This is a genomic window from Bacteroides sp. 3_2_5, from assembly GCF_000159855.2.
Classification (GTDB): domain Bacteria; phylum Bacteroidota; class Bacteroidia; order Bacteroidales; family Bacteroidaceae; genus Bacteroides; species Bacteroides fragilis.
Genome location: NZ_JH636044.1, coordinates 1,720,209 through 1,742,236 on the forward strand (window position 1 = coordinate 1,720,209; position 22,028 = coordinate 1,742,236).

Here is a 22,028-nt window from a genome sequence, read left to right on the forward strand (position 1 = left end):
TATGAATAAGATAAAGAATTTATTTGTAATTATACTATTTGCCTTGGTCGCCTTTTCCTGCAGTGATATATTGGACAAGGGACCGCTTGACAAATATTCGGAAAATGATGTGTGGAAAAGTACTGACCTGACACAAGCATTCATTTATACTGCGTTGGCAAATGCTACGAATATGATGGTTTGGAAAGACAATTGGACGGATAATGAAGCTATCATGGAAGATGGGCGGGATGTGAATGCAGAATTGATAGACCGTTATTATGATGCCGGATGGAATAAGTATGAAGATATCCGTCGTTGCAATATGGTGTTGGCACGTGTTCCGGAAGCACCCTTTACGAATGCGGAAAAGGCTAATTTTATAGCACAGGCTAAGACGATACGTGCTATGATTTATTTTACGCGTGCCCGCTTGTTCGGTAAACTAATGTTAGTAAAAGAACTTATTGATCCGGAAGCGGATATGAAATTCCCTCGTACGGCTACAGTGAAAGAAACTTATGATTTCATACTGAACGACCTCAGGGAGGCTGCTCCTGATCTGCCTGTAGATGCTCCGTCCGGTGCATTGTCACGCGGTGTTGCCTACGCATTGTTGGGAGAAGCAGCTTTGCATGGGGCTGCATATATTGAGAATGGACAGGAGGAGTATTACCGGATAGCGGCAAAGGCCTGTGAAGATCTGTTTGCACTGGACAAATACTCACTGGATGGTAACTACGCCGGTATGTTCAATGATTACGATCATTCATTGGCTTCGAGCGAGATAATCCTGGCACAATGGAGAAGTGCTGAAAATACGAACTTTTCAGATACGTGGATGCAGAGATTGGTACCTAATATTGATCCCTCTAAATTGATTGCCAATGTGCAGGCAAAGTATCCCTTGGTAGAGGAGATGGCAGGTTGGCCGCAAAGATTTCCTTCTGTTGATTTGGTAAATGATTATCTTGTAGTTGATGAGGATGGAAAAGCCAAAGAGTGGGACCAGACTTCTTATTATAAGAAATTCCTGGTTGACGGAGGGACGGTTGAAGATGCTATTTACAAGAATCGTGATAAACGATTCAAAGCTTCTATCGTTTACGACGGATGTTCTTATTTCGCTAATAGGGTGTGGCTTCGTGAGGGAGGTAATCTTTATTATACTTCTAAAACGACAGAATTCTGGGGAATGCCGGTATCAGGATATGTTTATCGGAAATGCGTTTATGAAGCCAAACGTTTGCTGAACTCGGAAAAAACGGATTATCATTATACTTTGTTACGTTTGGGACGCTCTTATCTGAATTATGCGGAAATAAAGTTGCGCCAAGGTGATAAGGAAACGGCTATTGACTATATCAATAGGACGAGGGTAACTCATGGCGGTTTGCCGGAATTGCCAAAATCCTTATCACTGGAAGATACCTGGAAAGAGTATAAACGTGAACGCCGTATAGAACTGGTCAGTGAAGGCGACCGATACTGGAGTGTACTTCGTTGGGGTAAGGCCGACGGTCTGGAGGTTGTTCCGGAACTGACAGTTGAACAGAAGTTCATGAAAATAGCTCCTGATGGAAAATCTTTTGAGATAATTCCGATACCCATTTACCAAAGTGATAATGAGCGTACTTTTACCAAGAAACATTATTTGTTCCCTGTACCTCAAGGACAACGTGATCTGAATCCAAATCTGGACCAGAACGAGGGGTGGTAGTAGAAAAATGCTGGACGTCTAATAATTAAAGTATTACGAATATGAAGAAACTTATAAATACTGTTTTGTTACTATTTCTAATAGGTACCGTTTCATCGTGCCTGAAATCAGGATTGGATGATTTAGAGGCCTATAATGAGGCTGAAATTACTAATTTGAACTTTGAATACCGTTGGTGGGATGAGGCTAAGGATCAGATGGCTGTTAAAACACTCAACATTGAAAAACAAATTTCGAAAGACGACAATCTGATTACCTGTAAGCTGACGGTTCCAACGGCCAGTGGCAGTTTTACAGATGCTGTCAGGCAAAATGTATCATTAAGTAATCTTATTGCTTATATAGATCTTTCTACTGCTGCTAGAATTATGCCCTTAAACGGAGCGCCTAAGTTGGGTAGTCCTGGCGATTTTTCAGCTAAGGAGTTTAAATATCAGGTGACTGCTGCCGACGGTACGAAAAGAGAGTGGACAATAAAGATTACGGATTTTGTGAAATAAGAATAACGATTGAGGTTATTCGGATTACTGATTGAAATGATGAAGGAAGATATTTGAGAATATTTTCCTTCATCTGTTATTATATTATTTAGTGAAATTAATAAAAGAAGAACTATGAACAAACCCTATTTTATTGCATTTTTACTCTCTTTAGCTTTATGGACAGTCATTCCTTCTGTTTTTGCCGGAGATGTTGTTTTAAAAGTATTTGAAGGGAAACCACGTATCAATTCTCCTCATATCATAGGTAATTATCCTTCAACTCCATTTATCTTTTATATTCCGACTTCCGGTCAGCGACCGATGCAGTGGAGTGCGGAAAAACTCCCCGAAGGACTGGAATTGGATTCCAAGACTGGCATTATTAGTGGAGTCATGACTTCCAAAGGAGATTATACTGTAACCCTGAAGGCTGAGAATGCATTAGGTGTAAGTGTGAAACAATTGGTCATCCGCATTGGTGATGAATTATTATTAACTCCTCCAATGGGCTGGAACAGTTGGAATACTTTCGGACAGCATCTGACTGAAGAATTGGTCTTGCAAACCGCGGATGCGATGATAACGAACGGAATGCGTGATTTAGGATATTCCTATATCAATATAGATGACTTTTGGCAGTTGCCGGAACGGGGGGCTGACGGACATCTGCAGATTGATAAAACTAAGTTTCCACGTGGGATAAAATATGTAGCTGATTATCTGCACGAGCGTGGGTTTAAATTGGGAATTTATTCGGATGCCGCCGAAAAAACTTGTGGCGGCGTTTGCGGTAGCTACGGATATGAAGAAACAGATGCAAAAGATTTTGCCTCTTGGGGAGTTGACTTGTTGAAATATGACTATTGCAATGCTCCTGTAGATAGGGTAGAAGCCATGGAGCGATATGCGAAAATGGGAAGGGCACTACGGGCTACCAATCGTTCGATTGTCTATTCAGTGTGTGAGTGGGGACAGCGTGAACCTTGGAAATGGGCGAAGCAAGTGGGTGGACATTTATGGAGAGTATCAGGAGATATCGGTGACATTTGGTATCGAGATGGAAATCGTGTTGGTGGATTACATGGTATATTGAATATCCTTGAAATCAATGCTCCTCTGAGTGAATATGCCGGTCCATCCGGTTGGAATGATCCGGATATGTTAGTGGTCGGAATAGATGGAAAGAGTATGAGTATTGGTTATGAGTCGGAAGGATGTACTCAGGAACAATATAAATCCCATTTTAGCCTGTGGTGTATGATGGCTTCTCCTTTACTTTCCGGAAACGATGTACGGAATATGAATGATAGTACATTAAAAATCTTGTTGGATCCTGATTTAATAGCCATTAATCAGGATGTGTTAGGTAGGCAGGCAGAACGCAGCATTCGTTCGGATCATTATGATATTTGGGTAAAGCCGTTGGCAGATGGACGTAAAGCTGTGGCTTGCTTTAACCGGACAAGCTCTCCGCAAACTGTGATATTGAATGAAAATACGATTGCCGATTTATCATTCGAGCAGATATACTGTTTGGACAGCCATTTGACAAAGAGTGGTAGTGATTCAAAGGAACTGATAGTAAAACTGGCCCCATATCAATGTAAGGTCTATATTTTCGGTAAAACAGATTGAAATTATCCTGGTTCATTAAATATTTAACAGGCACTTATGCCGCAAATTTAATTCTGTCTTTCCATTGCTTTCGATTTATTTCCTAAACAGGGCTGAATGTCCAATACGGAAATAAATCGTTGCAGGAGAAAGCAGTTGTGCAAAAGTTCTTTCACAGAAACTTTTTAATTCCGTGTCGGTTGAGAAATACAACTTGCGCATTTTCTCCTTTTTACCTTTCCCTGATCCATAATGATAAAGAACGATTTGAACCGGATGGTCCCGATTTGTTTGCTTTTTAATCAGCTTCAATCTTAATGTGATATTATCTATAGGACAAACTATCGGTTTTTAAGCTGATCATTGCGTGGAACGTACTCTTTGAATAACAGACAGGTTAATGGGATATCTGTTTGCACTTGCCCAATTGGTAACCTCACCTCTTTTAACATTTTATCTTCTTCGTCTTCTTTTGCTTTCTTTAGGGAGTAGGGGTCAATCATTCTTGAGGATATATTGTTCTTACTGCAACATCTAAACTTAAAAACGTATGAAAGATCTTGTGTCCGGCATCCGGTATGATGCCTCTAATGTGATTAGTCAGGCTGTAGGGCCAAGTAAAGAATTTTGCATGGGATATTTAAATCCCGGCGTTGTGGGTGGTGAAGGATATATTTCGACTATGAAATTGTCAGTCGGCACAGTCGACGTGAAAGACCTCGATGCAATAACCGAAAGGATTGTAGCGAAGGATCGTTGTGAGAAGAACGATGCGTATCTCGGGCAAGTCAACCTGATGAAAGCCTCGTCTTTTTGCGGACAGAATGGAGCCATCTGGGGATTTGACCTGGCGATGCACGATGACATTGCCAAAAGGAAAGAGATGCCTATCTACATGCAGGCGCAACCCGAAGGAGCGGACATCCCTGTTTATAATATCCGTCCGTTGCTGGAGGCAACCGAACGTCTGTTCGGCCGTGCCAAGGAGCGCCGTTTCCCTGTGCTTCCGGGAGCTTACGTACCGGGAGGTAGCAGAAAAGTTGTGGCATGCGGTCCTGTATGGGTATGGTCTGTAATCGGCCTGGCCATTCTGAAAGACCGTAGTAAAGGAGCTTGCCTGTTTGTAAAGGATGCAGGTACTTATGGAGACGATTCGACAACAGAAGGTGAAGCCATCGGTTTTCTGGAAGGTATACTTCGCAAAGCGACCAACAGTATTGCCCTTTGCGGTGAAGATCAGGATGTGATCTACGACCGTATTTACATCGGTTATAAATATACATTTGTAGAACCCGGTCAGGTAGGTTGTGCCCTGTCGTGCACTCCTGCCGTTTATATGGCGCAAAATGCTATTCCTGCCGATATGAAACCGGCCGATCTTTGCCAGATGACTATCAGTGACTGGGAAGAGAAGCTGGGGCTGGAAGAGTTGACGATCTTTGAATAGAAGTTTTGTAATCAAATACAAGCTACGGACAGGTACACAGGTTTATGATCCTGAGGACGGGTTTCTTTTCGATTCGTCCCTGGTTGTTCGTTTGTGGTAGGTGTACCTTCCGTAGCTTGTTCTGTTTTTACTGTTGTGCGATCCACCAGTCGATCATCTTACGTGCCAGGCTGAGTTTGCGGGGAAGTTCCGGCAAGTGATCCCTGGTATAGAAGTTCCCGGAGCTGAGTTCGTCATCTTGCAGGTGGATGTCACCACCGGCGTAGTCGGCGATAAATCCCACCATCAGTCCGCTCGGATAAGGCCAGGGCTGACTGCCGAAATAACGGATGTTTTTCACATCGAGCCCGGTTTCTTCTTTTACTTCCCTTGCCACACACTCTTCCAATGTCTCGCCTGTTTCGAGGAATCCGGCTACCAGGCTATTGAAAGTACCTTTAAAGTTGCGGGCATGTACCAATAACAGGGAGTCTTCTTTCCGCACCAATACCAGGATGGCTGTTGAGATGACCGGATAGATTTCTCTGCCACAATTCGGGCATTTCTTCATAATGGGTTCTTTCTGTACCAGCGGAGTTCCACAAGTGGGGCAGAAACGGTTGCTGCGGTCCCAGTAGAGAATTTCGTGAACCTTGCCTGCGGCCTGATAGTGTTCCGGCGACAAGTAATCATAAGAAGCGCGCAATCCTATCTGCACGTATTCCGGAGTTTCGGCTATCGGAGAGTCTGTGTAGAAAGCTTTGCATACCATGCCCGTTGCCGTGGTGATGGTGTGTACAGTTATTCCTTCCGAAGTGGTGACAGGGGCATTCTTGCCCGTGGGGATGGAAAAAGCATTGTCGTTCTTTTCCAACAGTAACTGATCTTGGTAAAAGATGAACCACCGGTAGTTGGTTTCTGTATTTATCATTTTGGGATTATTCTTTTTAAACGGTGCAAAATTATAAAAAGATACTCTTTCTGATGCCGGTTTCCTTTACAAAATATTCATCATGTGATACAAGCAGTACACTGCCCGTATAGTTCCGAACGGTAGCTGTGATGATTTCGATACTTTGTATATCCAGATTGTTGGTAGGCTCGTCCAGGATAAAGAGGTCGGGCGTGTTGTTACTAATCATCAGGCAGCAGAAAGCGAGTCGCATTTTTTCGCCTCCACTGAGTTGGATGCAAGGTTGATCCCAGCTCGTTGCCGGGAAGAGAAATCGATTCAACCTGATTTTTATTTCGTGCTCCGGCAGGGCACGTACATTGAATGATTCTGCTTGTTGAAGCACCGTCAGCTGGTTGCAGATGATGGAATATTCCTGATTCAGATAGACATAACTGAACCCGGCGCGTTCCAGTGTACCCGATGTTGGCAATAGGTCACCCGTAACCAATTTCAATAAAGTCGTTTTGCCGCTTCCATTGTCTCCTTCGATTCGTATCCGGTCGCCACTCTTCAGTTGAAAGCAGAGTGGAACCTCCCATAAAGGCGAATTTCCATAAGAAAAGTTTATTTCATGGGCAGTCAGCAATGTTTTTCCCGTATGTAAGGCGGAAGCATGGAAGTCGGTTTTAAGCAAAGTATTTTCGGCCAGCCTGTTGCGTATCAGGCTACGTTCGCTGGTCAGTTTCTCTGACTTATTCTGATGGATGTCCGCCAGTTTGGTGGTGCTTTTTTCTGCCCGGTCCTTCAGGGTGTGAACCGCCATGCGGGAGATGCCTTTTTTAGGCACTGCTTTTTCGCTCCGTATATTCTGCTTTTCTTTTCGTTCGGCTACTTCGCGTGCCAGTTTTCGTATTTGGCGGAGTTCTTTTTCTTTCTCGTCCAGTTGTTGTTGCAGGGCGTTCTGTTGCAGTTCTTTCTGCTGCTTGTAGAATTCGTAATTGCCTCCGTAACACACAAGTGCGTTCCGGCTCAGTTCACAGGTTTCGGGAAACCTGTTGAGCAGAGTGCGGTCGTGACTGACAACGATCAGGGTGGAACGGCATTTCTTTACCCATTCGTACAGTCGGTTGCGTCCTTGGTTGTCAAGGTGATTGGTCGGTTCGTCCATCAATACGGCGGAAGGCTCTTGCAGTTCCAGGCCAGCCAGGAAGACCCGCGTCTTTTCTCCACCGCTCAGTGTGTGCATGGATTCGGAAAGGGACCTGTTTCCGAGTCCCCAGCCGTTGAGGGCGGCTAAGGCTTTTTCTTCGATATTCCAGTCGTCATCGAGGATGTTGAAATGATCGATGGAGGCATTTCCGTTCAAAATTTCATGAAGTGCTTTCTGCTTCCGGTCTATTCCGAGGGCTTGGGCAATGCTCATTTCATCATATTGCCCGAAGTGTTGAGGCACATAATAGAGGTCGTCGGGGCGGAGCACGTTCCCCGAAGACGGTTGTAATTTTCCGGCCATGATTTGCAGCAATGTCGATTTGCCGCACCCATTGTTGCCGATCAGGGCCAATTGCCGGCCTTTACCGACGGTGAAACTGAGATTCCGGAAGAGAACTTCTTTGTCTGGATGGATATAGGTGATTTGTTGTACTTGAATACACATAACGGTCTATTGTTTTGAAAGTAAATACTTGCTGTTGATTTTGTGGGAAGCAGGGAGGGGACAGACAAACACAATAGAGGCTGAACAACACGGATTCGTGATGCTTAACAGTGAATGAAAAGAAGCATATTGAGAAAAGTGATGTTTACCGGAAGTGTTGTCTTACTTAGATATTCTCATGGGTATAAGTATGAAATTAGGTCGCAAAGATAGAGGATATTCCGGTAACTGCAAAAAAGAGAGGGAAGAAATCGGATATTTCTCCCCTCTCCAAATGAAAAGGTTGTCCTGAATCGTGTAAAACAGAGGTTTTAAACTAATCTATTGAAAACAAATCGTTCAGTCCCTCGCCCATACTCGGATGGGTAAAGATGAAATCGCGAAGGAAAGTATAATGCTGTCCTGTCTTCATTGCCATGTTTACCACATTGATGACTTCGGAAGATTCGGCACAGAACAGTGTACAACCCATAATACGTCCCGAATGGCTGTCGACGATGGCTTTCAGTATGCCGTCAGTCTGTTGCAGCGTGCGTGCACGCGGCAGTGCGGAGGCCGGAAGGCGTGACACCTTGAAGGAATATCCTCGTTTGATGGCTTCTTCCTCAGTCAGTCCGACGTGTGAGAGAGGCGGGTCTATAAATACCGAGTATGCCACCGGATTGCGGTCGTCGGCCGTGCGTTCTTTGTTGCCGAAAAGGTCATCCCGGATAATCCGGTAATCATCCAGCGAAATATAAGTAAACTGCAATCCGCCTTTTACATCACCCATTGCCCAGATGTTCGGGGCAGTGGTATGCAGATAACCGTTTACGACGATAGCTCCGTGACTGTCTACTTCGACTCCGGCCGCCTGAAGATTCAGACCTTCGGTCATCGGTTTGCGTCCTGTGGCTACCAGGATGGCGTCGCCTTCTATAGTGACGGGGTTTCCGTCGGCTGTATCCGTGTAAGTCAGCGTCACGCCGTCGGCTGTGTCTTGTATGGATTGGGCACGGGCATTGAGGCGGATTTCTATCCCTTTCTTTTCGAGTGTCTCCTTAACGGCATCCGCTATATCACGGTCTTCGCGGGCAATAAACTTATTGCCTCCTTCGAGTACGGTCACTTTACTGCCGAAGCTTGCGTACATCGAGGCAAACTCCAGGCCGATGTAGCCGCCGCCCACAATGATCAGATGGCGTGGCAATACGTCCAGTTCCATCAGTGAGGTGCTGGTATATACCCGCTTGCTGTCTTTCAGCCCGTCAATGGCCGGTATAATGCTGGTAGAGCCGGTATTAATGAAAATCTTCTTTCCCTGAAGTTCGATCACTTCGTCGGGGAGGGTTACTTTCACTACATCCTTTGAAACGAACGATGCCATTCCGGTATAGATGGTCACGTTGGGAAGGCTGCTCAGTTTATTGAACATATTGGCCCTTGAAGCTGCTGTCATCTCGTTCTTGCGTGCTATGGCAGCTTTGTAAGCCTCAGCCTGCTTCTCGTAATCGGTAGGATAGAGCCAACTCACCTTTTCGGCTTCGTGGATAAGCCGCTTGGTGGGTACGCAAGCTATATTGGGACAAGTACCTCCATACATCATGGCGGAACGTTCAATCAGTGCGACCTTCCAGCCGCGTTTGGCTAATTCGGCAGTCAGCGTTTTGCCTCCTTTGCCGAAACCGATAATAATGGCATCATATTGTTTCATAATTCTTATTACTTTTAGGATGTATCTTTATGTAAGTTTATAACATTCCGCAACCCTTATTTGTTTCGCTTTTCCCAGTCGGCTTTCTTCAATGAATTCAGTACACGCTGTGAGGAGTCGGAGAGTAGGGTAACGGCGCTCGCCAGAATTACGATATCTTTAATAACCAGACGTCCGGCACCGGACAGCAAGGGGAAGCCGTATTCTCCGCTTCCCAGGTTCGGAACCCAGACTTCGGGAGTAGTCACCAGGAAGGAGAGAGTGCCAAGCGTCATGATGATGGCCAGTGTGTCGCCTACAAGTGCCACTTTGGGGAAGAAGATGCCTAAGAAAACCAGAATTCCGATGGACATAATCAGAGCTCCCAGTCCGTAAGAGAACGTGTAGGTCCTGTTCGCTTCGTGCCATTCACGGTTGGCGGGGACATAGGCGCCTTCGGGGTTTTTGTGCTCTTTATACTCGGGTGCGTCTTTGGCATAGAAGAAACTCATAAACGGACTGTTGGCTACGAACGGAACAATGCCGTCGGCTTCGTAATGAAAATACTTCAAACCGCCGATCCATACGAAAACAACGAGGATGGCTACGCGGATAAACTTTAGTCCGAAACCTTTCAGACCGGATGCTACTGTGAGCAGAGTGATAAATTTCTCTTTCATGCTATTTCTTTTTATGGGTTTAACTTTCTGATGCAAAGATCAGGGTTTTCCCATCGGTGCGAAATAGCAATATCGCCGTATGAATTGTCAATTCTTCCCTTCTACCGAATTTCGGTATTGTACGGGGCTTTCTCCGGTCATATTTTTAAAGAAACGGCTGAAGGAAGATTGGTCTTCGAATCCCAGGATGTCGGCAATCTCCTTCGAACTCTTATTACTATATAAAAGGAGTCGCTTGGCTTCCGCTTCCACCCGTTCGTGGATGACTCGCAGAGGTGACGGCAATTTGCAGGAAGAAAAGATGTTTGAAAGGGTTTTGGGCGATTTGTGCAACAAGTCGGCATAGTCCTGTACCTGCTTCTTGGTCCGGAAGTGTTCGTCCACCAGGTTATAATACTGGCGGATGATTTCGAAGCTGTATTCTTTTTCCTGGGTAATGTTCAGTCGTTGGCGGGCAATACGCGTGCTTTGGATAATGAAACGTTTGAGCAGGATGCGGAGCATTTCTTCCTGAAGGTTGTCCGATACGGTGAATTCACGGTCCAGCAATCCCACTACGTCTTCCATCGACCTCCGTTCCGATTCGTTGAGCATGAAACGAACGACATGCGAAGAACCGTTGAACAGGAATCCGCTGCATGACACTTCGTGGTCATTGCCGTAAATGCAATAGAAGTTACTGTTGAACAGAACCGTCAGGTACTCTCCGTCGATCGAAAGAAATTCCAGGTGCTGGAGGTTGGAAAGGGAGATGACCTCGTTCTCGGCCAGTATCACTTCCTGATGGTCTATCTCGAGGGTGATGCTTCCTTTGCGTACCCAGATGAATTTATATAAACTCTTTTCTTTCTGCAGGCTCTTTTCGGTGTGATAGCTGGTAGTCAGTGCCAGCATACCTTTCAGTTTGGTCTGGTAAGTTCTTATCATAATCAATCCTCCATGGCTGATGCGTCAAATGACAGGGGTAATAAATGTCCGATGCTTTGTACTTCGTAGATACACTTCTTGCCATAAAGCAATATACGGATGGGCTGTTTATATCGTTTCTCTGTTTCCAGAATCACTTGGCGACAAGCACCGCAGGGCGGGATAGGAGTGTCGATAAAGTCCTTCTCGGTACGTGCAGCGATGGCAAGTGTCATCACAGCTTGGTCGGGATACTGCGAGTTGGCATAAAATAGCGTGGTGCGTTCGGCACAGAGTCCGGACGGATAGGCCGCATTCTCCTGATTGGTTCCTGTCACTACCACACCGTTGGCCAGCAGTGCTGCCGCTCCTACCGAAAAGTGCGAGTAAGGTGCGTAGCTGCGCCGGGTTGCCTCGATGGCGTCATCCAATAAGGCACGGTCTGTATCATTGAGTTCATCATATTCATATACTTTGATTACAGAGGTAATAGTCAGGTCTTTCATGTGCGTAGGTGGTTTATAGTTCTACAAATCATGTTACAAAGTTAGAAAAGAGATTGATAATCCCAATTATTTTTATGATTTTTGTGCCGCATAACTTAAGATACACAAATAATAGATGAATAGTAAACTCCTCAGGCTGATTGCCATAGTTACAGTCCTTGCTTTTGCTGCAGGTGCCCAGGCGCAGCGCAGGAATTCCCGTTACGTAGATTATATAAATAAGTATAGTGCCCTGGCCGTGCAGCAAATGAAAGAGCATAAGATACCTGCCAGTATCACACTGGCTCAGGGATTGCTTGAGAGTGGTGCGGGCATGAGTACGTTGGCTCGTAAAAGTAATAATCACTTCGGCATCAAGTGTGGCAGCAATTGGAATGGGCGTACCGTTCGTCATGACGACGATGCCCGTAACGAGTGTTTTCGTGCGTACCGCAATCCCCGCGACTCGTACGAGGACCATTCTGCATTCCTGAAGCGCGGAGCCCGCTATGCATTCCTTTTTAAACTGAAGATAACCGATTATAAGGGGTGGGCGCGTGGTTTGAAAAAGGCCGGATATGCCACCGATCCTTCGTATGCCAACCGTCTGATAACGATCATTGAAGATTACGACCTCTATAAATATGACCGTAAGGGGGGATGGAGTTCGTCGAAGAGTGAACCGACGGTGCTCAATCCGCATCAGGTTTACATAGCAAACGGCATCGCTTATATCGTAGCCCGTGACGGGGATACCTTTAAGTCGCTGGCCAAAGAGTTCGATATCCGCTGGAAGAAGCTGGTGAAGTACAACGATCTGCAGCGTGACTATACTTTGATGAGCGGTGACATTATCTATCTGAAAGAGAAGAAAAAGCGGGCATCCAAACCTTATACGGTCTATATCGTAAAAGACGGAGACTCCATGCATACCATTTCGCAGAAATTTGCCATCCGGCTGAAGAACCTGTACAAGATGAACCGCAAGGACGGAGATTATATTCCTGAAGTGGGAGACAGGCTGAGGCTGAGATAGGCTTCACTTCCGGCTGCGGAGCATATCGGAAATGCGTTGACAATAAAAGGGTGTAGCCTTCCCTCACGGATGGTTACACCCTTTTGCCGTTGGGGCTACACCCTTTCCGTCGGATGGCTACACCCGGATCATGGTCTTTTCTTGCCGGACTTACAATCGGTTATCGGAAAAAGGGAGTACTGCTTTGTTACGAAACTGTACAGGGTGTTCATTATCGGACACCCTCTTTCTTTTTTTTCCCTTGAAACTCAATGCTTTCCTTTTTTGGCACAAGGTTTGAATATAGAGGCATAAAGAACAGTGCAAATTTATAATTAACTATATATGGACAGAGAAATTCCTAAAGAGGTGCGCAATAAAGAGCGTAATAAAAAGATTATCCGTTTTTCGGCTATCGGTATCGTCGGGATAATAGGTATCAGCGTGCTGATTTCGTTGTTGCGTACAGGCGTGCAGAAAAAGGACCTTGTGTTTTCTACCGTCGATAAGGGTACGATTGAAGTCAGTGTCAGTGCTTCGGGCAAAGTGGTGCCTGCTTTTGAAGAGATCATCAATTCACCGATCAATACCCGCATCGTGGAGGTGTATAGAAAAGGCGGTGATAGTGTAGATGTAGGTACGCCCATCTTGAAACTCGACTTGCAGAGTACGGAAACTGACTATAAAAAGCTGTTGGACGAAGAAGAAATGAAACGTTATAAGCTCGATCAGGCAAAAGTGAACAGCCAGACCAAACTGAGCGATATGGCGATGCAGATCAAAGTGTCGGAAATGAAACTTGCCCGGATGAAAGTGGAACTTCGCAATGAACAGTATCTGGACAGCCTTGGAGCCGGTACGACCGACAAGGTGCGCCAGGCCGAACTGAGCTACAATACTTCCCGCCTTGAACTGGAACAGCTTAAACAGCAATATGCCAACGAAAAGCAAATAGCAGCCGCTGACCTGAAGGTTCTTGAACTCGATCTCAATATGTTCCGTAAAGGACTTGCCGAAATGAAGCGTACCCTGGACGATGCCCAGATTCGTTCGCCGCGCAAAGCCATCCTTACTTACATCAACAACCAGATCGGAGCCCAGATTCCGCAAGGCGGACAGGTAGCCATTATTTCCGACCTGAGCCATTTCAAAGTGGATGGTGAAATAGCCGATACTTATGGTGACCGTGTGGCAGCCGGTGGCAAAGCCATTGTAAAGATAGGCAGCGAGAAACTCGAGGGAATCGTGAGCAGTGTCACCCCGCTTTCGAAGAATGGGGTTATTTCATTCTCCGTGCAATTGAAAGAGGACAACAACAAGCGGTTGCGTTCGGGACTTAAGACCGATGTATACGTGATGAATGCCGTGAAGGAAGATGTGCTGCGCATAGCCAATGCTTCTTATTACGTAGGCCGGGGCGAGTACGATCTGTTTGTGATGACTTCGGATGATGAAATCGTAAAACGTAAAATCCAGTTGGGCGACTCCAACTTTGAATTTGTAGAAGTGGTGAGCGGATTGAACCCGGGCGACAAGGTAGTGGTCAGCGACATGACGAACTACAAAAATAAGAATAAACTGAAAGTGAAATAATACTCCTGAAATATCTTTTGAATGAAGCCCCCTTAGATTTTAAACTAAAGGCCTGTTGGTTTTAAACCAACGAGGTCTTGGTTTAAAAGGTAAGCCGTGTGCCTTTTAATATGCAAAATTATGATAACAATTTATCTCAAACAATCCTATAACTTGCTGAAGGAGAACCGTTTCGTAAATGGTATCTCTATTGCGGGTACAGCTTTGTCGGTGGCGGCCGTGATGCTTATTTATCTTGTCTACCAAGTAAATTTTTCTGCGTATGCACCCGAGTCTAACCGATATCGGATTCTGTTTGTGAGCAGTCTGCAGGCATGTGGGAGTGACGGTCATCCCATCAACAACGGTGGTATGAGCCATAAGGTTGTGCGCGAATGCCTTTATCCTTTGCAGACTCCCGAGGCAGTGACTGCTTTTACTTCCGGAGATCTTCCGGTCAACGTACACGGACAGCAGTTTTACGATAAATATGCTATCAAGTTTACCGATGACGGTTTTTGGAAGGTTTTCGATTTTACTTTCTTGGCCGGCGGTCCTTTTACACATACCGATTGGGAGTCGGGCATACGCAAGGCAGTCATTTCTGACAAGCTGGCGCGCAGACTGTTCGGTACTGTTGAGGCAGTGGGACAAACTTTGCGTATGAATTATGCCGATTACCGAATATGTGGTGTGGTGAAAGAGGTCAGTCAGGCTGCCGAAAGTTCCTATGGTGATGTGTGGATACCCTATACCGCCAACGCTTCTTTATTGAAAGACAATATCTCTTATTGTGAAGGTACTACCGGAGAGTTTCAGGCTTGCATTCTATCGCGTTCCCGGTCCGACTTTGAGGCCATCCGCCGTGAGATGTTGAAGTTACAGTCAACTTTCAATGCTTCGCTCACCGGTACGAAGCTGGATTATATGCATTCTCCTTTCACTCAATGGCAGGCTGTATTGGGCACGAATGGCTTCAGTGAGGGAACCGTGGGCGAATGGTTGAAATCGACCGGTGCGGTGATCCTTTTTCTTTTGTTGTTGCCAGCCCTTAATATAATAGGTATAACCCTGACACAGTTTCGCAAACGCCGTAGCGAGATTGGAGTTCGTAAAGCGTTTGGCGCATGTTCGTTCTCGTTGGTAGAACAAGTGGTGATCGAAAATTTACTGACCTCTTGCATGGGTGGCCTGATCGGGTTGCTGCTGTCATTCGGCTTGCTGTCACTCTGCAAATCGCTTTTCTTTTCGGGAGATGTTTCGCTGACGCACGACATGCTGATACAGCCTCTCACTTTTGTGGCAGCTTTCTTTTTTACGTTGATATTGAATCTGCTGAGTGCTGCGATTCCTGCCTGGCGAGCTTCGCGGATGCCTATTACGGAAGCGTTGCATGATATGGAATAATTTTTAAAAGCAAAGACCCATGATGATAAAGCAAATATTTAAAATGATATGGAACCAACGTCGCTTGAACGGCTGGATATGGATGGAACTTCTGGTCGTATTCGTGGCACTGTGGTACCTGGTAGATATGTTTGTGGTACAGTTGTATTCTTATACCCGTCCGATGGGATATGATATCACGAACTGCTGGAAGCTTTCGTTCGATGTGTATCCCGAGGATGCCGACGAGTATGTCAATGACACCACCCGGACCCAAACCGAAGGGGAGGCATTGGCCAAAATCCTTGAACGCCTGCGTCGTGCACCGGAGGTGGATAATGCTTGCGTTGCTTTCTACTCTTCACCCTATTCCGGTGGCAACTCCTGGACACAGATCATGCCCTGTACAGCCGACAGCAGCAAGTTCAAAGAGCAATCTTATCATCAATATATCGTTTCTGCCGAATTCTATGATGTATTCCGCATCAAGAGCCGTGAGGGGAAACCGCTTAGCGAACTGCTGACTCAGAAACAGTTGTCGTATTTTATAACTCCTGCGTTGGAGAAAGATTTTTTCGGCTCACAATCGGCAGTAGGACAGAAGGTGCGTTATCCGGGCAGTACGCGGGAGATTCATATTGCGGCGGTAACAGCTCCGGTGCGCATTACAGAATTTGTAAAGCCGGAACCCGAACTTTTCTTTACGATGTGGCCCAAGGAACTGGAACGCCAGGTAAATGCTACCGGAGCATCTAATATGGAGGTTACCGTCCGAATGAAAGAAGAACTGACATCGGAACAGATGGGACATTTTCTCAACCGTATGAAGAATCAGTTGACGGAAAACAATCTCTACATAACCGGCATGGAAGATATGAAGCAACAGCGCAGTGATCGTCTGCAATACGAATGGCGAAAGATCAGTATCAACCTCCTGCTGTCTGTCTTCATCCTGCTCAATGTACTTTTCGGTATAACGGGAACATTCTGGCTGCGCATCGAGCAACGGCGCTGCGAGACCGGCCTGCGGATGGCACTCGGCAGTACGCGCCGGCGGGTAGGGTGGTTCTTTACTGCCGAGGGGTGGCTATTGCTCACCACGGTGGTTCCGTTGGTATTGGTTGTCATATTCAATATGGTACACATGGAGATTCCCGATTTATACAATCTCTCTTTCACTTGGTGGCGCTTTGCGGTCAGTTTTGGTGGGGTGCTGCTGCTTATGGGACTGATCATTGCACTGGGCACCTGGTTGCCTGCCCGCCGGGCCATGAAGTTGCAGCCGGCCGAAGCGTTGCATTATGAATAATTGTTAAAATTACATATTATGATAAAACTTTATTTAAAACAATCGTGGATGCTGATCCGGCAGAACAAACTGTTCAGTAGCCTCTATGTGCTGGGCACGGGGCTTGCCATTGCCATGACAATGATCATTGCCATCGTGTATTATATTAAAATAGCTCCTATCTATCCGGAAGTGAACCGTTCGCTGACGATGCGGATGAAAGGGGTAAGCGCCATGCATGTCAAAGGAGGGGGAAATTCATATTCCTGTTCTTATGAAATGCTGAAAGACTGGTTCTATCCATTGCAATCGGCGGAGCTGGTTACCGCTGTAAACGAACACTTTCTGACCCGGAAGGGATCTTATATACAACCGGCCGGGGGAGGCGAGCAAATACCGGCTCTGGTAAAGTATACCGATCCTAATTTTTTTCGGTTGTTCGAGTTTGAATTTCTGGATGGGAAGCCTTTCTCGGAGGCCGATTTAGCCAGTGGGATTCGTAATGTAGTACTTTCTGACCGGATGGCCCGCCGCATTTTCGGCAGGACCGATGTGGTAGGGCAGACGTTTAAGCAAGACTTTAAGGAATCCAAAGTGGTCGGTGTGGTACGTGAGGGTAGTTATCTGTTGCCGGCATCTTACGGACAAATCTATATGCCGTATTCTTGTTTGCCGGGATACGACAAAAACAATGATGGAAGTCATAAGGTCGGTACTTATGTCGTTTACTTCAAGGTTCGTCAGAAAGAAGATATGCCGAAACTTTATGCGGAAGTCAACGAACTGGTGCGTAAATACAATACTTCCCAGAAAGAGTATACAGTAGATATCTTTCATCAACCGGATCCGTATTGGCAGACATGGTTCAGAGAGGGCAATACGAACGAGATTGACTGGGCATCGGTCATTAAACTGTATGGAGGGGCGCTTTTGGCGTTGTTGCTGGTGCCTGCCATCAACCTGAGTGGCATGATATCCAGCCGTATGGACGATCGCCTGGCGGAAATGGGGATACGAAAAGCGTTTGGAGCCAACCGGAAACAATTGTTGAACCAGGTGTTATGGGAGAATCTGCTTCTTACCTGTATCGGTGGATTGATGGGACTTATTGTTTCGTGGGGACTGCTTGTGCTGGGGCGCAATTGGGTGTTTAGTCTGTTTGACAAATATCCGACAGTCATATCCGACGGAGTCGATGTGGCTATCAATCCGCAAATGCTGTTCAGTCCTTTGATGTTTTGCGTAACGTTTGCTTTTTGTTTGATACTGAACCTGCTTTCCGCATGGTGGCCCACATGGCGTTCGTTACACAAAGATATTATTGATTCACTAAACGAAAAGAAATAAAACATGATACGACTAATAATGAAAAACCTCTGGGCCCGCCGCCGGAAGAACGGATGGTTGCTGGCCGAATTAATATTGGTATCGATTGTCACATGGGTGATTGTTGATCCGTTGGTGGTGCTGACACATGACCGGAATTTGCCGGAAGGCTATCGTCCCGATCACCTTTTCCTGCTTCAGTTGGCTTCATACCCTGCCGGGTCGGAGCAATTCCGTGCCGAAGAGAATGATACATTGGCGCGTAAAGCCAATTTCGAACGGTTGCTCAATAAACTCAAACACTACGAGGGAGTCAAGTATACTACTTTCATCTTGAACGAACAGTATCCTTCGGCACTTTCCATAAGCAACGGCAACACGATGTTCGATACCATTCCGGTCCGCACTCTCCGTCTTGCCTTTATACCTCATACCGATTATTTCCGGACCATGGGGATGGAGGGAGCCGAGGGTATGACGGCCGAACAATTGGATAACCGTGATTTCCTGTGGACCGAATCGGTGCTGACAGCGGATATCTCACAACGGCTGAAAGACGGAAAACCGCTTTACGGACGCCGCCTTGGAAACGGGGACGAGGAAGACTACCGGGTGGGGGGAGTGATAGCTCCTGTTCGCTACCGGAGTTATATGCAGCCCATGCCCATAGAGTTATATGTGTATGAAGAGTTTCCTGATTATATGTACTATTATATTCCGCTGATAGCTTTGCGTATAGACGATCATTTGTCGGAGAAGGTTTTCTTGCATCACTTCCGTGAGTGGATGAATAAGGAGTTGACAGTCGGTAACTATTATGTGAAGTCAGTGCAGTCGTTTAGCGACATTCAGGAGCAGCATGAATTTTCCGAGGGTATCACCAATCAGTATCGTCTGAACCTGGCTTTGGGTATCTTCTTTTTAGTGAACCTTTGCCTGGGAGTAGCAGGAACTTTCTGGATGCAGACCCGTTCACGCCGTGAAGAGGTGGGCATCATGCTTTCTTTCGGCGGTACTCCTTCACACATCACCCGCCTGCTGTTATACGAGGGTTGGATACTGACCACATTGGGTACGTTGACCGGCTGTTTACTCTATTTGCAATACGCATTGAGGGACGGACTTTATACTACCTGTAACAGTGCGGAAGAGGCAATGCCTGCTTACTGGATCAACCACTTCGGCCTGCATTTTACGGCAGTTACTCTGATCGTATATCTCTTGCTGCTGATTGTAGTTTCCATCGGAATCTGGATGCCGGCACATAAACTTAGCCGTATCAGTCCGGTAGATGCGCTGCGTGACGAATGATCACTCGTTAAACCCATAGACAGTATGATTAAACTTTATTTCAAACAAGCCTGGCAACTGCTGAAACAAAATCCTTTGTTCAGCAGTGTGTACGTGCTTGGTACAGGATTAGGCATTGCCATGACCATGAGCTTGGTGATCATTTATTACATCAAGATGGCACCGGTCTACCCCGAAGAGAACCGGAACCGAATCCTGGTGAGTAAAGGGATGACTGCGATAGAGCAAGGCAATGAAAATAACTGGTTCAGTTCGAATGTATCTTTTCAGACGGTGAAACGCTTCTATTATCCGCTGAAGAGTGCCGAGGCTGTGGGGTGTTCTTTGGACGGGCATACTACATCGCTGCTTGAACTGCCGGAGAGTAAAGATCTGAAAGAGGTACAGGTGAAACTGGTAGATGCCGGATTCTGGAAAGTTTTCAGCTTCGCTTTTGTAGACGGTAAGCCGTTCACCCGGGCTGATTTTGATTCCGGATTGCGCAAAGCCGTTATTTCCGTAACGTTGGCTCGCCGGCTTTACGGAGATAATGCTCCGGTGGGCCGTACCTTTGTTCTCGACTCGGACGAATATCAAGTGTGTGGCGTGGTTAAAGATGTGTCCTTCATTACTCCTGCTACGTATGCCGACATCTGGTTGCCGCTGACGGTAGATGCTGAGGTCGTAGAGGAGCAAGAGGGCAGTTATGAGTTGATTGGAAATCTGAGTGTTTATATGTTGGCACCCTCTGTCGGTTCGAAAGATAAGGTTGCCGGGGAAGTGCGGGATGCGTTCCGTAAATACAATTTCTCTCAGAAAAAATACAAGGTCGATTTATATGGACAGCCCGTATCTTATTGGAAAAGCACTTTTTATGAATATTGTAATTCGGCACCCGATTGGGGAAAACTGATACGGACGTATGGGACTATCCTGCTGGCTTTGCTTTTTGTTCCTGCACTGAATCTGGCAGGAATGATCGCTTCGCGGATGAAACGTCAGCTTTCTGAAATGGGTATACGTAAGGCTTTCGGGGCCTCCAAAGCTTCGCTCCTGATGCAGGTCTTTTGGGAGAATCTGTTTCTTACGGGGCTTGGAGGGTTGTTGGGCTTATTACTTTCGTATCTGATTGTCTATTGCGGGCGTAATTGGTTACCCGACCTGCTAAGTGCATATTCGGATGTGATACCCGAGGGAGTTGACAGTTTCTTAACTCCCGGTATGTTGCTGAATCCTGTGGTGATAGGCATTACATTTCTGGTCAGCTTGATACTGAATGTGCTGTCGGCTTTGATTCCGGCCCTGCATGCTTTGAAGAAAGATATTGTATATTCGCTTAACGATAAAAGATAAATAGCTATGAACCTGATGATGATACTCCGCCAACTGTGGAACCAGCGTGCTGCCAACGGATGGATTCTGGGCGAACTGGTGGTTGTGACTTATTTCTTATGGGGAGTAGTCGACCCTGTGTACGTATTATTGTCCGACAAGGCATTGCCCGACAATTACGACCTCACTGATACTTACTTGCTGAGCATAGGTGCATACTCTGCCAATCATACCAGATATAATCCGGAGTTGGATTCGGACTCATTGAAACAGGTTGATTTTATGCGTATTGTAGATCAGGTACGCCGCTATCCGGGAGTCTCTGATGTGACTGTCAGCTTTTTCAATTCATATCCGCAAAGCGGTACCTGGAATGGAGGACAGCTTTTCAATGATACGATCTTTGCAAATATACAGCAGATGACATTTCTGTCCGGCACCGACTATTTTGGAGTCTTCCGGATACATGATGCCCGGACGGGAGAAATACCTCCGGTGCTTGCGGAAGGAGAACAGGGAATCTATCTGACTCCTGACGTTGCCGAAAAACTGTTCGGTGAAAAGTATCCGCAGAACAAATGGATACATTGGGGAGACAGTACCCGTAAATCTCCGTTGACTGCTGTAATCGATCCCTTGCAAATCAGGAGTATCAGTCAGCCCGGTCCGTTGGTATTCAAAGCTACTTCTGAATTAATCCATCTTCCGGGAGCGGCCCGCATCTGCTTCCGCGTACGTGACGGACTGGCATCACCAGCTTTCACCGAGACTTTTAAGCGTGAGATGCGTCCGCGGATGCAGATTGGAAACTATTATCTGGTGTCACTCACGGATTTTAAAACGGTGAGTAAACACTTTGAGTATTATATGGGAACTACGGGCACTATCCGTTTGCAGATCATCCTTGCTGCATTTTTTCTACTCTGTGTGTTCTTGGGGATGGGCGGCACTTTTTGGTTACGTTGCAACTCACGGCGGGAGGAAATGGGAATTTACATGACGATGGGGTCTACTCACCATCGGTTGATCCGGCAATTTCTTCTGGAGGCCTGGTGGATGGTTACTATTGCATTTGTAATAGGAGCCTTGGCGCAATTCCAAATTGTATATCTCAATGGTTTTGCATTTGCGCCGGATGATCCGAATCCGGATTATATACAGAATCGTCCGGTGTTACACTTCCTTATTGTATCAGCCATTTCATATATTTTGATCCTGGCTGTTTCGTTTGTGGCTACTTACATCCCGGTGTCGAAAGCTGCCCGGATGAATCCTGCGGATGCTTTGCGGGACGAGTAATCAA

The 22,028-nt window shown here is 46.2% G+C and carries 18 protein-coding genes; 12 read left to right on the forward strand and 6 right to left on the reverse strand.

What is annotated here, in order from left to right; genetic code table 11:
* Position 1: 1 nt before the first annotated feature.
* From BSHG_RS10965 to BSHG_RS10950, 4 genes are all read left to right on the forward strand, one after another.
* Positions 2-1,699 (forward strand): RagB/SusD family nutrient uptake outer membrane protein, encoded by a 1,698-nt coding sequence (locus BSHG_RS10965; protein ID WP_008659205.1) that lies wholly within the window; start codon positions 2-4, stop codon positions 1,697-1,699.
* 41 nt (positions 1,700-1,740) lie between these two features.
* Entirely contained in the window at positions 1,741-2,199 is a 459-nt protein-coding gene (locus BSHG_RS10960; protein WP_005800770.1) for a DUF5018-related domain-containing protein, read from the forward strand.
* A 114-nt stretch (positions 2,200-2,313) separates the two neighbouring features.
* A complete protein-coding gene (locus BSHG_RS10955; protein ID WP_008659207.1) occupies positions 2,314-3,816 on the forward strand; it encodes a putative Ig domain-containing protein in 1,503 nt (500 codons plus the stop codon).
* A gap of 529 nt (positions 3,817-4,345) precedes the next feature.
* Complete coding sequence (locus BSHG_RS10950) at positions 4,346-5,242, forward strand: histidine decarboxylase, pyruvoyl type (RefSeq protein ID WP_008659210.1); 897 nt, start codon at positions 4,346-4,348, stop codon at positions 5,240-5,242.
* Positions 5,243-5,369: 127 nt separating this feature from the next.
* On the opposite strand, the gene nudC is transcribed toward BSHG_RS10950, so the two are convergent.
* The 6 genes from nudC to cdd all read right to left on the reverse strand — a co-directional run bounded on the left by nudC (position 5,370) and on the right by cdd (position 11,537).
* Positions 5,370-6,152, reverse strand: a complete 783-nt coding sequence (gene nudC, locus BSHG_RS10945; RefSeq protein WP_005800766.1) for an NAD(+) diphosphatase — start codon at positions 6,150-6,152, stop codon at positions 5,370-5,372.
* 31 nt (positions 6,153-6,183) lie between these two features.
* A complete protein-coding gene (locus BSHG_RS10940) occupies positions 6,184-7,773 on the reverse strand; it encodes an ABC-F family ATP-binding cassette domain-containing protein (RefSeq protein ID WP_008659212.1) in 1,590 nt (529 codons plus the stop codon).
* A gap of 316 nt (positions 7,774-8,089) precedes the next feature.
* On the reverse strand, positions 8,090-9,466 hold the full coding sequence (locus BSHG_RS10935; protein ID WP_008659213.1) for an FAD-dependent oxidoreductase: 1,377 nt from the start codon (positions 9,464-9,466) through the stop codon (positions 8,090-8,092).
* Positions 9,467-9,522: 56 nt separating this feature from the next.
* Positions 9,523-10,125 carry a DUF417 family protein gene (locus BSHG_RS10930; protein WP_005786253.1) on the reverse strand — a complete coding sequence of 201 codons (603 nt, stop codon included), beginning with the start codon at positions 10,123-10,125 and terminating at the stop codon, positions 9,523-9,525.
* 87 nt (positions 10,126-10,212) lie between these two features.
* Positions 10,213-11,052: an AraC family transcriptional regulator gene (locus BSHG_RS10925; protein WP_008768221.1), complete on the reverse strand. Its 840-nt coding sequence runs from the start codon at positions 11,050-11,052 to the stop codon at positions 10,213-10,215.
* Positions 11,053-11,054: 2 nt separating this feature from the next.
* The gene (gene cdd, locus BSHG_RS10920; RefSeq protein WP_005786257.1) at positions 11,055-11,537 is read right to left on the reverse strand and encodes a cytidine deaminase; all 483 of its coding nucleotides are present in this window, start codon (positions 11,535-11,537) and stop codon (positions 11,055-11,057) included.
* Positions 11,538-11,652: 115 nt separating this feature from the next.
* Here cdd and BSHG_RS10915 point away from each other — a divergent pair, with 115 nt between their 5' ends.
* The 8 genes from BSHG_RS10915 to BSHG_RS10880 all read left to right on the forward strand — a co-directional run bounded on the left by BSHG_RS10915 (position 11,653) and on the right by BSHG_RS10880 (position 22,024).
* Positions 11,653-12,552 carry a glucosaminidase domain-containing protein gene (locus BSHG_RS10915; protein WP_005786259.1) on the forward strand — a complete coding sequence of 300 codons (900 nt, stop codon included), beginning with the start codon at positions 11,653-11,655 and terminating at the stop codon, positions 12,550-12,552.
* A 324-nt stretch (positions 12,553-12,876) separates the two neighbouring features.
* Positions 12,877-14,124, forward strand: coding sequence for an efflux RND transporter periplasmic adaptor subunit (locus BSHG_RS10910; RefSeq protein ID WP_008659217.1), 1,248 nt, complete (start codon positions 12,877-12,879; stop codon positions 14,122-14,124).
* Between the two features lie 120 nt (positions 14,125-14,244).
* The gene (locus BSHG_RS10905) at positions 14,245-15,510 is read left to right on the forward strand and encodes an ABC transporter permease (RefSeq protein ID WP_008659218.1); all 1,266 of its coding nucleotides are present in this window, start codon (positions 14,245-14,247) and stop codon (positions 15,508-15,510) included.
* Positions 15,511-15,529: 19 nt separating this feature from the next.
* On the forward strand, positions 15,530-16,798 hold the full coding sequence (locus BSHG_RS10900) for an ABC transporter permease (protein ID WP_005795282.1): 1,269 nt from the start codon (positions 15,530-15,532) through the stop codon (positions 16,796-16,798).
* Positions 16,799-16,816: 18 nt separating this feature from the next.
* On the forward strand, positions 16,817-18,124 hold the full coding sequence (locus tag BSHG_RS10895; protein ID WP_005816631.1) for an ABC transporter permease: 1,308 nt from the start codon (positions 16,817-16,819) through the stop codon (positions 18,122-18,124).
* Between the two features lie 3 nt (positions 18,125-18,127).
* Complete coding sequence (locus tag BSHG_RS10890; RefSeq protein ID WP_005786271.1) at positions 18,128-19,414, forward strand: ABC transporter permease; 1,287 nt, start codon at positions 18,128-18,130, stop codon at positions 19,412-19,414.
* A 24-nt stretch (positions 19,415-19,438) separates the two neighbouring features.
* Positions 19,439-20,746 carry an ABC transporter permease gene (locus BSHG_RS10885; protein ID WP_008659219.1) on the forward strand — a complete coding sequence of 436 codons (1,308 nt, stop codon included), beginning with the start codon at positions 19,439-19,441 and terminating at the stop codon, positions 20,744-20,746.
* A 6-nt stretch (positions 20,747-20,752) separates the two neighbouring features.
* Positions 20,753-22,024 (forward strand): ABC transporter permease, encoded by a 1,272-nt coding sequence (locus tag BSHG_RS10880; protein ID WP_008659220.1) that lies wholly within the window; start codon positions 20,753-20,755, stop codon positions 22,022-22,024.
* Positions 22,025-22,028: the final 4 nt, after the last annotated feature.